At 68.4% G+C, this 14,613-nt stretch carries 11 protein-coding genes; 6 read left to right on the top strand and 5 right to left on the bottom strand.

All coding sequences use genetic code 11. The features are described from left to right. Positions 1-55: 55 nt before the first annotated feature. Positions 56-1,015, top strand: coding sequence for a LacI family DNA-binding transcriptional regulator (locus VFG40_RS13925; RefSeq protein WP_324898653.1), 960 nt, complete (start codon positions 56-58; stop codon positions 1,013-1,015). On the opposite strand, the gene VFG40_RS13920 is transcribed toward VFG40_RS13925, so the two are convergent. Next, on the bottom strand, positions 1,008-2,666 hold the full coding sequence (locus VFG40_RS13920; RefSeq protein ID WP_324898503.1) for a sensor histidine kinase: 1,659 nt from the start codon (positions 2,664-2,666) through the stop codon (positions 1,008-1,010). The genes VFG40_RS13925 and VFG40_RS13920 overlap by 8 nt on opposite strands. Positions 2,667-2,982: 316 nt before the next feature. On the opposite strand from VFG40_RS13920, the gene sucC reads away from it, so the two are divergent. Next, entirely contained in the window at positions 2,983-4,146 is a 1,164-nt protein-coding gene (gene sucC, locus VFG40_RS13915; RefSeq protein WP_324898501.1) for an ADP-forming succinate--CoA ligase subunit beta, read from the top strand. Between the two features lie 14 nt (positions 4,147-4,160). Next, positions 4,161-5,033, top strand: coding sequence for a succinate--CoA ligase subunit alpha (sucD, locus tag VFG40_RS13910; protein WP_324898499.1), 873 nt, complete (start codon positions 4,161-4,163; stop codon positions 5,031-5,033). Between the two features lie 190 nt (positions 5,034-5,223). Here sucD and bamD read toward each other — a convergent pair whose 3' ends face one another. Then, positions 5,224-6,048: an outer membrane protein assembly factor BamD gene (gene bamD, locus VFG40_RS13905; protein WP_324898497.1), complete on the bottom strand. Its 825-nt coding sequence runs from the start codon at positions 6,046-6,048 to the stop codon at positions 5,224-5,226. A 71-nt stretch (positions 6,049-6,119) separates the two neighbouring features. On the opposite strand from bamD, the gene rluD reads away from it, so the two are divergent. Further along, the gene (gene rluD, locus VFG40_RS13900) at positions 6,120-7,094 is read left to right on the top strand and encodes a 23S rRNA pseudouridine(1911/1915/1917) synthase RluD (RefSeq protein ID WP_324898495.1); all 975 of its coding nucleotides are present in this window, start codon (positions 6,120-6,122) and stop codon (positions 7,092-7,094) included. Between the two features lie 66 nt (positions 7,095-7,160). Further along, complete coding sequence (pgeF, locus tag VFG40_RS13895; protein WP_324898493.1) at positions 7,161-7,916, top strand: peptidoglycan editing factor PgeF; 756 nt, start codon at positions 7,161-7,163, stop codon at positions 7,914-7,916. A gap of 9 nt (positions 7,917-7,925) precedes the next feature. Here pgeF and otsA read toward each other — a convergent pair whose 3' ends face one another. Genes otsA through otsB form a run of 3 tightly spaced genes read right to left on the bottom strand, consistent with a single transcriptional unit; the run spans position 7,926 to position 11,894 of the window. Next, the gene (gene otsA / locus VFG40_RS13890; protein WP_324898491.1) at positions 7,926-9,305 is read right to left on the bottom strand and encodes an alpha,alpha-trehalose-phosphate synthase (UDP-forming); all 1,380 of its coding nucleotides are present in this window, start codon (positions 9,303-9,305) and stop codon (positions 7,926-7,928) included. Further along, positions 9,302-11,107 carry a glycoside hydrolase family 15 protein gene (locus VFG40_RS13885; protein WP_324898489.1) on the bottom strand — a complete coding sequence of 602 codons (1,806 nt, stop codon included), beginning with the start codon at positions 11,105-11,107 and terminating at the stop codon, positions 9,302-9,304. Before VFG40_RS13885 ends, otsA begins: the two co-directional genes overlap by 4 nt. Then, the gene (gene otsB / locus VFG40_RS13880) at positions 11,067-11,894 is read right to left on the bottom strand and encodes a trehalose-phosphatase (RefSeq protein WP_324898487.1); all 828 of its coding nucleotides are present in this window, start codon (positions 11,892-11,894) and stop codon (positions 11,067-11,069) included. The genes VFG40_RS13885 and otsB overlap by 41 nt, the downstream gene beginning before the upstream one ends. Before the next feature lie 121 nt (positions 11,895-12,015). Here otsB and clpB point away from each other — a divergent pair, with 121 nt between their 5' ends. Then, a complete protein-coding gene (gene clpB / locus VFG40_RS13875; RefSeq protein WP_324898485.1) occupies positions 12,016-14,604 on the top strand; it encodes an ATP-dependent chaperone ClpB in 2,589 nt (862 codons plus the stop codon). Positions 14,605-14,613 lie beyond the last annotated feature (9 nt).

Genomic DNA, 14,613 nt, shown 5'->3' with positions numbered 1-14,613 from the left:
AGCCCCAGCAGTGAGTCGATCCCGCAAACCCGCATCCGCCGGCGGCAGCCTCACCATGGCGGACCTCGCGGAGCTGGCCGGGGTGTCCAAGATCACTGTCTCGCGCGCGCTCGCCGACAGCCCGCTGGTGACCCCGGAAACGCGCGAACGGATCCAGTTGCTGGCGCGCGACCACGGCTACAAGCTCAACGTGAGCGCGCGCAACCTGCGCCTGCGCCGCAGCCACACCGTGGCGGTGATCGTGGAGATGAAGCCCTCCAGCGACCGCACCATGCTCGATCCCTATCCGCTCACCCTGCTCGGCGGCATCGCCCAGGAACTCACCGCCGCCGGCTACAGCGTGCTGCTGACCACCCGCCAGGGCGCGGCGGCGGCGGCGGTGCAGGCGGCCGATGGCCTGATCCTGCTCGGTCAGGGCGTGCGGCAGGATGCGGTGCGACGGTTCGACAAACTGGGCCTGCCGATGGTGGTGTGGGGCGCGCGCGGCGACGACGATGCCCACGCCGTGGTCGGCTCGGACAATCGCATGGGCGGGAGGCTGGTCGCCGAGCACTTCCTGCGCCAGGGGCGGCGGCACCCGGTGTTCGTGGGCAATCCCAGCCACCCGGAAATCTTCGAGCGGCTGACCGGTTTCGTCGACACGCTGACCGCGCACGGAGTGAAGCCGCTGCTGTTGCGGCGCGACGAGTTCACGCTGGCCTCGGGCATCGATGCGGTGCACTCGCTGGCCGCACGCGGGGTCACCTTCGATGCGCTGTTTGCCTGCAGCGACCTGCTGGCGATGGGAGCGATTCGCGCGGTGCAGGAGCAGGGCCGCAAGGTGCCGGACGACGTGTCGGTGGTGGGTTACGACGACATGCCGATGGCGGCGGCGTTCCAGCCGGCGCTCAGTTCGGTGCGGCAGGACTGGCAGGAGGGCGGCACCCTGCTGGCGCAGAAGATGCTGGCGCTGATCCGCGGCGAAGCCACCGATTCACAGGTGCTGCCGGTGGCGCTGGTGATGCGCGCTACCTGAGCTTTTCCTCTGCCGCGCTCGACTCGGAGCCGGTCTGTCGCGCGTGGGCGGGGGTGAGCGTGATGCGGAAACAACTGCCGCCGCCGGCAACCCGCACGTACTCCAGCAGCGCCTGGTTGGCCTCGGTCATCTGTCGGGCCAGGTACAGCCCCAGCCCGGTGCCGTATTCGTGGGTGGTGTAGAACGGCTCGAAGATCTGCGCCGCCACCTTGGGTGCGATGCCGGGGCCGCGGTCGATCACCTCGAGCGTGGGCACGCCGTGCTCGCCCGGGCGCGTCACCACCATCACCCGCGCCGGTTCGCCGGGCATGCGTCCGTAGCGCAGGGCGTTCTGCACCAGGTTCCACACCACCTGCTGCAGCTGCTGCGGATCGGCCACGGCGGCCACCGGCGCGCTGGAGTTGATCACCCGCAGCGAATCCTCGCCGATGTCGTTGCCCTGGCGGTATTCCTCCACGAAGGCATTGGCCCAGTGGCCCAAGTCCAGCGTCTCCGGGCGCGAGCGCTCGCGCCGCGACAGCTGCAGGATGTTCTCGATGATCTCGTTCAACCGCACGCAGTGGTTGTTGATGATCTCCACCATGCGCTGGTCGGCCGCGGGCATGTCGCGCGACTCCGCCAGCAGCTGGGCCGAGTAGCGGATCGCCGCCAGCGGGTTGCGGATCTCGTGGGCGATCGAGGCCGACAGCCGGCCCAGCGAGCTGAGCGTGAGCTCCTCGGCCCGGCGCGACAGCAGCGAGGTGTCGTCGAGGAAGATCAGCACGTGCGAGTCGTCGTTCGGCGCCAGCCGGGTGAAGCGCGGCACCACTTCGGGCACGCCGTCGGCCAGCTGGGTAGCGGTCTCGTCGAGCTTGCCGGAGGTCATCCAGTGGTACAGCCGGCGCGACAGCTCCGGCGCCAGCTGGCCGAGGTCGCGCTTGTCGGCGGACGGGTTGCCCAGAAGCATCCAGGCCGACTCGTTGAGCTGGTGGATGTGGTTGGCATCGTCCACCAGCAGCACGCCGGTCTTCATGCGCCGGATGATCAGCTCGTTGACCTGGGCCATGTTGGCCAGGTCGGTGCTGCGCTGTTCGGCGAGCGCCTCGGTGGCCCGCAGCTGGCGGCCGAGCACGTGGCACAGCGAGGTGCTGGCGAAATAGGCCAGCCCGAACAGGCCCGCCTCCAGCAGTTCATGGCTGTCGATCGAGCTGCCGTCCGGCGTCTCCAGCAGGGTGTGCCCGAGCATGCCCAGCGTGGCCAGCGAGGCGAAGAACAGCGACAGCCGCAGCGGCAACACCAGCGCGCCGGCGCTCAGGTTGACCGCCAGCATCATGGCGATGCCGATGCGCGCATCGTGCATCGCGATCACCGCCATCACGGCGACCCCGATGTCCACCACCAGGGTCAGCGACACGGTCAGCGGGGCGATCGCGGTGAGACGGCGCGTCAGCAGCAGGATCGCCAGCGCCACCAGCAGATAGCTCAGCACCACGGCGTGGGCGAAATCAGGACGCGTCAGCCGCAGCCACTGCATGCCGAGCGGGCTGAACGCCAGCGCCACGTACACCGCCGCCTGCGCCAGGCGGAAGTAGTTCAGGAAAAAAAGCTCGTGGCGCGTGGCCGTGGTGGCGCGACGGTTGCCCGAGGCGGGCGGCAGGGCTGCGCTGGACACGTCGAAGGGCACTCCACGGCGGATATCGGGGCTCGCGGGCGAGTATAGACGTGCGATCGCGCGTTGCGCAGCGCGCCGTGGAGCGCTCCTGCCGGCACCCGCCCTTTCCATCCGGCCCCGCTGCTGCGAAAATGCGCGGCCGTACTGCGCCGTTTTGCAATGGCCGGTGGACGCGCTCTGTTGCCGCCCTCCGCCCGTTCCACCCAGCGCTTTGCACGCCGGCAGCGCCCTCCAACCGCCGTCCGATCTCCCGAGCCCGCGCTGTCTTGTTGTTATGCGTGCGGTCGACCTGTCCCCCATTCACTCGAGGTATCGAATGAATTTCCACGAGTACCAGGCCAAAGAGCTGTTCGCGCAGTACGGCATTGCCGTTCCGCCGGGCAAGGTTGCCAATTCCCCCGACGCCGCCGTCGATGCCGCCAAGCACCTGGGCGGTTCGCAGTGGATGGTCAAGGCGCAGATCCACGCCGGCGGCCGCGGCAAGGCCGGCGGCGTCAAGTTCTGCCGCAGCCTCGACGATGTCCGCGCCGCCGCCAAGGGCATGCTCGGCGCCAACATGGAAACCTACCAGTCGGCCGGTCGCGCGCTGCCGGTGAACCTGGTGCTGGTCACCGACGCCACCGACATCGCCAAGGAGCTGTACCTGTCGATCCTGGTCGACCGTGACTCCAAGGCCGTCTCGTTCATCGCCTCCAAGCACGGCGGCGTGGATATCGAGCAGGTGGCCAAGGACACCCCGGAAGACATCCACACCATCGTGGTCGACTTCGTCGAAGGCCTGCAGCCGTACCAGTGCCGTCAGCTCGGCTTCGCCATGGACCTCAACGGCAAGCAGGTCAACCAGCTGACCAAGATCATGCTGGGCCTGTACAAGCTGTTCAACGAGCAGGATCTCGCTCTGGTCGAGCTGAACCCGCTGGCGATCCTCGAGGACGGCAACCTCGCCGCGCTCGACGGCAAGGTCAACTCCGACGACAACGCCGAGTTCCGTCATCCGAACCTGGCCGCGATGCGCGACCTGAGTCAGGAAGACGCGGCCGAGGCCGCCGCCGTGCAGCACAACCTCAACTACGTGACCATGGACGGCACCATCGGCTGCATGGTCAACGGCGCCGGCCTGGCGATGGCCACCATGGACGTGATCAAGCTGGCGGGCGGTGAGCCGGCCAACTTCCTCGACGTCGGCGGCGGCGCCACCAAGGAGCGCGTGACCGAGGCGTTCAAGCTGATCCTGTCCTCGGACAAGGTCAACTGCATCCTGGTCAACATCTTCGGTGGCATCGTGCGCTGCGACCTGATCGCCGAGGGCATCATTGCCGCGGTCAAGGAAGTGGGCCTGACCATTCCGGTGGTGGTGCGCCTGCAGGGCACCAATGTGGAGAAGGGCCGCGAGCTGCTGGCCAACTCCGGCCTGGCGATCACGCCGGCCGACGATCTCAACGATGCGGCGCAGAAAGCCGTGGCTGCGGCCAAGGCCTGAGGAGCAATCGAAACATGAGCGTTCTCGTCAATAAAAACACCAAGGTGCTGGTGCAGGGCTTCACCGGCCAGCAGGGCACCTTCCACGCCGAGCAGGCGATCGACTACGGCACCAAGATCGTCGGTGGCGTGACCCCGGGCAAGGGCGGCACCGAGCATATCGGCCTGCCGGTGTTCAACTCGGTCGATGAGGCCGTCGCCGAGACCGGCGCCGATGCGTCGGTGATCTTCGTGCCGCCGCCGTTCGCGGCCGACTCGATCCTCGAGGCGATCGATGCCGGCATCAAGGTGATCGTGGCGATCACCGAGGGCATCCCGGTGCTGGACATGCTGCGCGTGAAGAACGTGCTGGCCCAGCATCCGGAAACCGTGCTGATCGGGCCGAACTGCCCCGGCATCATCACCCCGGGCGAGTGCAAGATCGGCATCATGCCGGGCCACATCCACATGCCGGGCAAGGTCGGCATCGTCTCGCGTTCGGGCACGCTGACCTATGAAGCGGTGTTCCAGACCACCAACGAAGGCCTCGGCCAGAGCACGGTGATCGGCATCGGCGGCGATCCGATCAACGGCCTGAGCTTCATCGACTGCCTGAAGCTGTTCCAGGACGATCCGCAGACCGAAGGCATCATCATGGTCGGCGAGATCGGTGGTTCGGCCGAGGAAGACGCGGCCGAGTTCATCGCCGAGTACGTGACCAAGCCGGTGGTGTCGTTCATCGCCGGTGCCTCGGCTCCGGCCGGCAAGCGCATGGGCCACGCCGGCGCGATCATCTCCGGCGGCAAGGGCACGGCGGAAGCCAAGTTCGCCGCGCTGGAGAAGGCCGGCGTCACCACGGTGAAGTCCCCGGCCGATCTGGGCAAGACGCTCGCCAGGCTGATGAAGTAAGCCGGCGCCGCTTCGGCATCGACGCAAAAGGCCGCGCACCGCGCGGCCTTTTTTGCTTTGTGCGGCTATCAGCGTTCGCGGCGGCGCGCCGGTGGCCCGACACTCTCAGGTTCCCCGGCCCCTTCGTTCACTCCGGCACAAAAAAGCCGGCGATCGCTCGCCGGCTTTCCGAAGTTCCCGAACCCGTCGTTCAGTGGTGGCCGGAGAACGGCACCAGCTTGCGCAGGGTAGACGACGGGTGCGGCCACTTCGCGTCGGTCAGGTACGGGTGGTCGGGGTAGTTCAGCGCCAGCACCTTGCGCACCTGCTCGGCCTGCTGCTTGCGATCGAGCGAATCGTAGCTGCGGGCCAGGATGGCCAGCGCGTCGGCCGTCTGCGGCGACTGCTGGTAGTGCTCCACCACGTACTGGGCGCGATCGGCCGAGGCCACGAACGCCTTGTTGCGCAGGTAGAACTCCGCCACGTTGATCTCGAACTGCGCCAGCACGTTGCGCAGGTAGATCATGCGCTGGCGGGCGTCGGCGGCGTAGGCACTGTCCGGGAAGCGGCGGGTCAGCTCGGTGAAGTCGTCGAACGCCTTCAGGTTGTAGCCCTGGTCGCGGCGGCTCTGCGAATCGTCGCGCGAGATGTAGCGCTCGATGATGCCGGAGGTGCGGTCGAAATTGATCAGGCCGCGCAGGTAGTACGCGTAGTCGACGTGGGGGTTGGTCGGGTAGGTCTTGATGAAGCGGTTGACGGTGGAATAGGCGTCTTCCGGCTCGTTGTCCTTGTACTGGGCGTAGGCCAGCTCCAGCTGGGCCTGCTCGTTGTACTCGCCCGAGGGGAAGCGCGCGATCAGACGCTGATAAGCTTTCGCGGCGGCGGCGTAGTCGCCGTTTTCCAGATCGGTGTGGGCCTTCGCGTAGAGCTGGGCCAGCGGCATCGTGTCGATGGTGGCCTTCTTCTGGCCGAACATCGAGCAGGCGCTCATCGACAAGGCGAGGCCGAGCACGATGATCAGTTTGGATATACGCATGGGCAAAGGATTCAGATGTTTGATCGAAAAGGCATGATAGCCGAAACCAGTCGGGCCCCGCGGGGCACCGCATGACCACGATCCGGCACGAAGCGGCGGTGCCGCTGTCGGCGGCAGGCCGCAGGTTCGACCAGACCGTGGCCGAGATGTTCCCCGACTATTCGCGTTCGCGACTGGCCGGCTGGATCAAGGCCGGAGCGATCACCCTGGACGGCGTTACCGCGCCGCCGCGGCAGTTGCTCAAGGGCGGCGAGCAGGTCCGGCTGGAAGCGGAGTTGGCGGTGGAGGTCACCACCTCCGCCGAGGCCATCGCGCTCGACATCGTGCACGAGGACGAGCACCTGCTGGTGCTGAACAAGCCGGCGGGGCTGGTGGTACATCCGGGCGCGGGCAACCCGGCCGGAACCCTGCTCAACGCGCTGCTGCACCACGATCCGTTGCTGGCCGAGCTGCCGCGCGGCGGCATCGTGCACCGGCTGGACAAGGACACCTCCGGCCTGATGGTGGTGGCCAAGACCCTGGCCACGCACACGGCGCTGGTCGACATGCTGTCGCGCCACGACGTGGAGCGTCAGTACGAGGCGCTGGTGCTCGGCACGCTGGTCGCCGGCGGCACCGTGGACGCACCGATCGGGCGCCACATGGGTGATCGCTTGCGCCAGGCGGTGCGCGACGAGGAGGACGGCAAGCGGGCAGTGACGCATTACCGGGTGCGCGAGCGGTTCCGTGCCCACACGCTGGTGCAGTGCAACCTGGAGACCGGTCGCACCCACCAGATCCGCGTGCACATGGGCCACATCCACCACCCGCTGGTCGGCGACCCGCTGTACGGCGGCGGGCTGCGTCTGCCCAAGGGCGCTGGCGAAGGACTGGTGCTGGCGCTGCGGGCGTTCCGGCGCCAGGCGCTGCACGCGGAGCGACTGGCGTTCGTGCATCCGGCGAACGACGAGCCGATGGCGTTCGAGGCGGCCCGGCCGGCAGACTTCGCCGCGCTGATCGCGGCTGTGCGAGCCGATACCGAGGAGCGCGGACTTGAGCACGACTGAGCCGCGCGCGGATCGGCGGGTGCCCTTGCCACGCGATCCCTCGCCGCCTGACGCAGTGGCGCTGGCATGAGCGAGGGAGGGTATGCGCCGGAGTGGGTGGCCGCGCCGGGCGTGCGTGCCGCGGTCAGCACGCGCCAGATGGATGGCGTGTCGCAGCCGCCCTACGCGCAGTTCAATCTGGGGCTGCGCAGCGGTGAGGCGCCGGATGCGGTAAGGGAAAATCGGCGGCGACTGGCCGGGTTGCTCGCGCTGCCGAACGAGCCGGTGTGGCTGCAGCAGGTGCATGGCACCGACGTGGCAGTCATTGCCAACCGCCTGCCGCCGGCTGAACCCGTGGCCGATGCCGCGGTGACGCGCGAGCTGGACCGGCCGCTGGCGATCCTCACCGCCGACTGCCTGCCGCTGTTGTTGTGCAGCGACGACGGCGCAGTGGTGGGCGCCGCCCATGCGGGCTGGCGCGGGCTGGCCGCGGGCGTGATCGAGCGTACCGTGGCATCGATGGAGGTGGAGCCGGCGCGTGTGCGGGTCTGGCTCGGGCCGTGCATCGGGCAGCCCAGTTACGAGGTGGGCGAGGAAGTACGCAACGCCTTCGTCGACGCCGACAGCGGTGCGGCCGCGTGCTTCCTCGCCACCCGCGCGGGCCACTGGCGTTGCGATCTGGCGGCGCTCGCACGACGTCGGCTGCGAGCGCTTGGCGTGACTGCCCTGGCTGGCGGCGGGTTCGACACGTTTACCGACGCGCGTTTCTACTCGTACCGCCGCGACGGTGCTGCCAGCGGCCGTTTCGTCAGCCTGATCTGGCGCTCCGGCACAGCGACCTGAGCACGCCGCTCAGGCGGCCAGGCGCTCCAGGAACGAATTGCACCACGCGGTGATGTCCTGCTTCTGCAGCACGTCCATCATCGCGCGCCAGCGCTGGCGACGCTCCCGCAACGGCATGTCCAGTGCGCGTTCCAGCGCCTGGGCGACCTCGGCCGGATCGGCCGGGTTGACCAGCAGCGCATCGGTCAGCTCCTCGGCGGCGCCGGCGAAGCGCGAGAGCACCAGCACGCCGGGGTTCTTCGGATCCTGGCAAGCCACGTATTCCTTGGCGACCAGGTTCATGCCGTCGCGCAGCGGCGTGATCAGCGCCACGCGGGCGGTGCGGTAATAGCCGGCCAGCAGCCGGTGCGGGAACGACTGGTTGACGTACCGGATCGGCACCCAGTCGGGCGCGGCGTATTTGCCGTTGATGTGCCCGGCGGCCCGCTCCAGCTCGCGCCGGATCTGCCGGTACTCCGGCACGCTGCCGCGCGAGGGCGGCGCGATCTGCAGGAAGGTGATCTGCCGGTGCAGCTGCGGCGCGCGCTCGAGCAGGTGGTCGTATGCCTTGAACCGCTGCGGCAGCCCCTTGGAATAGTCCAGTCGATCCACTCCGATGATCAGCGCGCGTCCCTGCAGGCTCGCGCGCAGCTGGTGGATCTCTTCCAGCGACGCTGCCTCGCGCGCGGTCTGCGCGGCGAGGTCGGTCTCGATGCTGATCGGAAACACGCCGGCGCGGAAGCTGCGGCCGTTCGGCGCGCGCAGGCGTCCGCCCGGGCGCATGGCGCCGCCGATCTCGTGCAGAAAGTAATCTTCCAGCGCGCGCAGGTCGCGCGCCGTGTGCAGGCCCACCAGGTCGTACGCGGCGAGTTTCTCGAACAGCGAGCGATGCTGCGGCAGTCCGATCAGCAGGCCGGCGGCCGGCAGCGGCGTGTGCAGGAAGAAACCGATGCGGTTGGTCACGCCAAGCTCGCGCAGGCGCTCGGCCAGCGGGATCAGGTGGTAGTCGTGCACCCAGAGCGTGTCGTCCGGCTGCAGCAGGTCGACCAGCCGGTCGGCGAACAGCGCGTTGACCCGGAAGTAGGCGTCCAGATGCTCGCGCTGGTAGTCCACCAGATCCGGCCGGTAATGCAGCAGCGGCCACAGCGCACGGTTGGCGAAACCGGCATAGAACTGGTCGTGGTCGGCGCGGGTGAGGTCCATCGTGGCGTAATCGATGGTGCCGTCACGCACGTGCTTGACCGCACCGGCGTCGGCGCTGACCTTGCCGCTCCAGCCAAACCAGAGCCCTCCGCGTTCCTTCATTGCCACCCGCATGGCCGAGGCAAGGCCGCCGGTCGCAGTCTGCTCCGGCAGCGCGACGCGATTGGACACGACCACCAGGCGGCCGGGTTTCTTGGAATGGTTCACAGCGCGTCCTCCCAGCGGCGCGACAGCCGCATCGCGGCCTGGATCAGGCCGACCATCGAGTAGGTTTGCGGGAAATTGCCCCAGTGCTCGCCGGTGGCCGGTGCGATGTCTTCCGACAGCAGGCCCAGCGGATTGCGGTGGGAAAGCATCAGTTCGAACATCGCCCGCGCGCGCTCGTGGCGGCCGGTGGCGGCGAGCGCTTCGATGTACCAGAACGTGCAGATGTTGAAGCTGGTTTCCGGCGCACCGAAATCGTCCGGCGCGATGTAGCGGAAGAGGTAGTCGCCGCGCCCCAGCGCTGCGCCGACCGCATCCACGGTGGCGACGAAGCGTGGGTCCATCGCGTCGATGAAGCCGATGTCCGCCAGCAGCAGCAGGCTGGCGTCCAGGTGCTCGCCATCGTAGGCGTCGACGAAGTGGCCTCGCGCCTCGTTCCAGCTGCGCGCGAGGATCCGCTCGCGCAGCGCCACGGCGTGGCCGTGCCAGTTGCGTGCACGGTCGTCCAGGCCCAGCTCGGTGGCGATGTGCGCCAGCCGGTCGCAGGCGGCCCAGCACATGGCGGCCGAGTAGGTGTGCACCGCGGCACGTCCGCGGAACTCCCACAGTCCGGCATCGGGCTGCTCGGCCATGCGCAGCGCCAGCCGGCCCATCCGCTCCAGCCGCTCGAAGGTGCGTGTGTCGCCGCGCTGCTCCAGCCGACGGTCGAAAAACAGCTGCGCCGACGCCAGCACGACCGAACCGTAGACGTCGTTCTGCCGCTGCCGCCAGGCGTCGTTGCCAACCCGCACCGGGCCCATGCCGCGGTAACCCGCCAGATGCGGCTCGGTGCGTTCGTGCAGTTCGCGCTCGAACGCGATGCCGAATACCGGGCCAATCTCGTCGTCGTCCTCGGCCGATACCAGGTTGAACACGTAGCGGATGTAGTTTTCCATCGTGCGGGTGGCGCCCAGCCGGTTGAGCGCGCGCACGGTAAAGGCGGCGTCGCGCAGCCAGCAGTTGCGATAGTCCCAGTTGCGCTCGGTGTCGGCCGCCTCCGGAATCGAGGTGGTCAGCGCGGCCACGATGGCGCCGGTCGGCTCGTACTGGCACAGCTTGAGCGTCACCGCGGCACGGATCACCGCCTCCTGCCATTCGTACGGCACCGACAGGTAGCGCACCCAGTCGCGCCAGTACTGGCGCGTGCGCTGCAGCGCCAGCGCGATGAAATCGGCCGGGCTCTCGTCGAGCGTCTCGTCCGGCCCGAACACGAAGTGCACTGGTCGGTCCAGCCCGAACGGCAGCGCGCGTTCGATCATCGGCACCGGCACGTCGCTGGTCATGCGCAGGGTGATGTCGCTCAGCCGGTAGCGCAGGTGGTTGCTGCCCGAGGTAGGGGTCGCCGCTTCGGCACCGTAGCCGCGCAACGGCCGCATCAGCACGCGAATGCGCGGGGACCCGGCCAGCGGCCGCACCTGCCGCGCGATCATCACCGGGTGGAACAGCCGCCCGTGCGCGCGATAGCGGGGGCAGAAATCGATGATCTCGATGGCGCCGCCGTGGCGGTCGTACAGCCTCGTCACCAGCACCGCCGTATTGGGCTCGTACTGCTGCTCGCTGCGGGCCATGTCGTGCAGCTCGATGCTCCAGTCGCCCCCCTCGCGCTCGGGCGAGAGCAGGGCACAGAAGCTCGCGTCGCTGTCGAAGGTGGGCAGGCATGCCCACACGATGCGGGCCTGGGGGTCGATCAGCGCAGCGACGCAGCCATTGCCGATCACACCCAGCTCAAGATGATGGGGCTGGCTCGGTGTCCGGGGCAGGGACATGCGGGGAGGCTCCTTGCATCAGGGCGTCGTGTACGCGAAGCAACCAATGCTGCACGGCAGCAGTGCTAGGCAGCGTGAAGCGGGCGGCGGTCGGCCGCCGCGCACCCACCAGGACGCCATCTCCGCCTTCGCGGGCCGCGGCATCGAAGGCGTGTTCGTCGGTGAGGTCGTCGCCGACGTACACCGGCCGCCGCCCGGCAAACGGCGGCTGCCGCATCAGCTCGCGCAGCGCCTTGCCCTTGTCCATGCCGGCCGGCTTGATCTCCATCACCAGGTTGCCGGCCTGCAGCTCGTAGCCCGGGGTGCCCTGCGCCAGCAGCTCGGCGGCCTCGCGCATGGCGTCGAAGCGTTGCGGCATGCGCCGGCAGTGCAGCGCGATGGCCGCGCCCTTGTCTTCCAGCTGCACGTCCAGCTGCTGCGCCAGCGACGCCGCGCGCTGCACAAGCTGCTCGCGCGCCGTGGCGTCGACCGGATGGTCGTGGCGTCGGCCGTCGGCGTGGCGCAGCTGCAGCCCGTGCAGGCCGGCCATCGCCCACGGCCGGGCGAACAGTGCGTCGAGGTCATCCAGCGCGCGGCCACTGACCAGCGCCATTGCCCCGCCGAGCATCCGGTGCAGGCCCTGCAGCAAGGTGAGGAGCGGCTCCGACACCTGGACCGCGGCCGGATCGTCCTGGAAATCAAGCAGGGTGCCGTCCACGTCGAGAAACAACGCCCAGTGGGCATCGGGCGCTGGCAGTGGCGGTGCGGGAAGGGTGTCGGGGGCGGTGATCGGCGCTGGCGTGTTCATTGCGCCAGCCTAGCGACGGCGGCGTGAAAGGCGGGGCTATCCGCTTGAATCGCCCCGGCTTGTCCGCATCTTGCGCTGCAGTGGCGGCCGCGCCGCCAGAACCTTTGAGAGGGGAACACCCATGCGGATGGACAAGCTCACCTCGCGTTTCCAGCAGGCGCTGGCCGACGCGCAGTCGCTGGCGGTAGGCCGCGACAACAACATGCTCGAACCGGTGCACGTGATGGTCGCCCTGCTCGACCAGCAGGGTGGCTCCACCGCGCCGCTGCTGACCCAGGCGCAGGTCAACGTGCCGGCGCTGCGCCAGCGCGTGGGCGAGATGCTGCAGCGGCTGCCGCAGGTCAGCGGGCAGGAAGGCAACATCAACGTCGGCAATGACCTGTCGCGCCTGCTCAACCTCACCGACAAGCTGGCACAGCAGCGCGGCGACCAGTTCATCGCCAGCGAGCTGTTCGTGCTGGCGGCGCTGGAGGACAAGGGGGAGCTGGGCAGCGCGCTCAAGGCCGCCGGTGCACAGAAGGCGGCCATCGAAGCGGCGATCGAGAAGCTGCGCGGCGGCGAAAAAGTGCAGAGCGAGAACGCCGAGGAACAACGCCAGGCGCTGGAAAAGTACTGCATCGACCTCACCGAGCGTGCCGAGAGCGGCAAGCTCGATCCGGTGATCGGCCGCGACGAGGAAATCCGCCGCACCATCCAGGTGCTGCAGCGGCGCACCAAGAACAACCCGGTGCTGATCGGCGAACCCGGCGTGGGCAAGACGGCCATCGTCGAGGGCCTGGCCCAGCGCATCATCAAGGATGAAGTGCCCGAAGGGCTGCGCGGTCGCCGTGTGCTGTCGCTGGACATGGGCGCATTGATCGCCGGTGCCAAGTTCCGCGGCGAGTTCGAGGAGCGACTCAAGGCCGTGCTCAGCGACCTGTCCAAGCAGGAAGGCCGGGTGATCCTGTTCATCGACGAGCTGCACACCATGGTCGGTGCCGGCAAAGCGGACGGCGCGATGGATGCCGGCAACATGCTCAAGCCGGCGCTGGCGCGCGGCGAGCTGCACTGCATCGGCGCCACCACGCTGGACGAGTACCGCAAGTACATCGAGAAGGACGCGGCGCTGGAGCGGCGCTTCCAGAAGGTGTTCGTGGGCGAGCCCACGGTGGAAGACACCATTGCGATCCTGCGCGGCCTGAAGGAGCGCTACGCAGTGCATCACGGGGTGGAAATCACCGACCCGGCGATCGTCGCCGCGGCGACGTTGTCCAACCGCTACATCCCCGACCGCCAGCTGCCGGACAAGGCGATCGACCTCATGGACGAGGCGGCCAGCCGCATCCGCATGGAGATCGATTCCAAGCCGGAGGAACTCGATCGCCTCGAGCGCCGGCTGATCCAGCTGAAGATCCAGCGCGAGATGCTGAAGAAGGAGAGGGACGAGGAGTCGAAGAAGCGCCTCGCCGACCTGGAAAGCGACATCGAAACGCTGGAGCGCGAGTTCTCCGACCTCAACGAGATCTGGAAATCCGAGAAGGCCGCGCTGCAGGGCGCAACCAAGGTGAAGGAACAGATCGAGGCGGCGCGCGTCGAGCTTGAGGCCGCCCAGCGCCGTCAGGACTACGCCGCCATGAGCGAGATCCAGTACGGCCGCCTGCCGGAACTGGAGAAGCAGCTCGCCGCGGCGCAGGCCGCCGAGCAGCAGGGCGACTTCAAGCTGGTGCAGGACCGCGTCACCGCCGAGGAGATCGCCGAGGTCGTTTCGCGCTGGACCGGCATCCCGGTCTCGAAGATGCTCGAGGGCGAGCGCGAGAAGCTGCTCAAGATGGAAGACGCGTTGCACACCCGCGTGGTCGGGCAGGAGGAGGCGATCAAGGTGGTCGCCGATTCGGTGCGCCGTTCGCGCGCCGGGCTGTCCGACCCCAACCGCCCCAGCGGCTCGTTCCTGTTCCTCGGCCCCACCGGCGTGGGCAAGACCGAGCTGTGCAAGGCGCTGGCGGAGTTCCTGTTCGACTCGGCTGATGCCATGGTACGCATCGACATGAGCGAGTTCATGGAGAAGCACGCGGTCAGCCGGCTGGTCGGTGCGCCGCCGGGCTACGTCGGCTACGAGGAGGGCGGTTATCTCACCGAGGCGGTACGTCGTCGCCCGTACAGCGTGATCCTGCTGGACGAGGTGGAGAAGGCGCATCCGGACGTGTTCAACATCCTGCTGCAGGTGCTCGACGACGGTCGCCTCACTGACGGCCAGGGACGCACGGTGGACTTCCGCAACACGGTCATCGTGATGACCTCCAACCTCGGCTCGCACCAGATCCAGGAGCTGGCGGGCGACGATTCGGCCGAGGCCTACACGCAGATGAAGGCCGCGGTGATGGGCGTGGTGCAGGCGCACTTCCGGCCGGAGTTCATCAACCGGCTGGACGACATCGTGGTGTTCCACCCGCTGACCAAGCCGGAGATCCGCCAGATCGCGCGGATCCAGTTGCGCAGCCTGGAGAAGCGGCTGGCCGAGCGTCAGCTCGGGCTCACCATCAGCGAGAAGGCGCTGGACCTGCTGGGCAACGTTGGCTTCGATCCGGTGTACGGGGCGCGGCCGCTGAAGCGGGCGATCCAGCAGCAGGTGGAGAACCCGCTGTCGCGCGAGATTCTCGAGGGCCGTTTCCCGGGTGGTACCACGGTGGCGGTCGATGCCGAGGGCGGACGCCTGGTGTTCGACAAGACCTGATTTTCCTCG

Origin of the sequence: Dyella sp. (genome assembly GCF_035685805.1) — a bacterium.
GTDB lineage: Bacteria > Pseudomonadota > Gammaproteobacteria > Xanthomonadales > Rhodanobacteraceae > Dyella_A.
Note: the sequence above shows the minus strand (reverse complement) of the source record. Positions and strands in the feature narration are given on the sequence as shown.

What these genes read in the sequence shown, in the direction of transcription:
- VFG40_RS13925 (WP_324898653.1), top strand. Translation starts at nt 56, where the DNA reads ATGGCGGACCTCGCGGAGCTGGCCGGGGTGTCCAAGATCACTGTCTCG.
- sucC (WP_324898501.1), top strand. Translation starts at nt 2,983, where the DNA reads ATGAATTTCCACGAGTACCAGGCCAAAGAGCTGTTCGCGCAGTACGGC.
- sucD (WP_324898499.1), top strand. Translation starts at nt 4,161, where the DNA reads ATGAGCGTTCTCGTCAATAAAAACACCAAGGTGCTGGTGCAGGGCTTC.
- bamD (WP_324898497.1), bottom strand. Translation starts at nt 6,048, where the DNA reads ATGCGTATATCCAAACTGATCATCGTGCTCGGCCTCGCCTTGTCGATG.
- rluD (WP_324898495.1), top strand. Translation starts at nt 6,120, where the DNA reads ATGACCACGATCCGGCACGAAGCGGCGGTGCCGCTGTCGGCGGCAGGC.
- pgeF (WP_324898493.1), top strand. Translation starts at nt 7,161, where the DNA reads ATGAGCGAGGGAGGGTATGCGCCGGAGTGGGTGGCCGCGCCGGGCGTG.
- VFG40_RS13885 (WP_324898489.1), bottom strand. Translation starts at nt 11,107, where the DNA reads ATGTCCCTGCCCCGGACACCGAGCCAGCCCCATCATCTTGAGCTGGGT.
- otsB (WP_324898487.1), bottom strand. Translation starts at nt 11,894, where the DNA reads ATGAACACGCCAGCGCCGATCACCGCCCCCGACACCCTTCCCGCACCG.
- clpB (WP_324898485.1), top strand. Translation starts at nt 12,016, where the DNA reads ATGCGGATGGACAAGCTCACCTCGCGTTTCCAGCAGGCGCTGGCCGAC.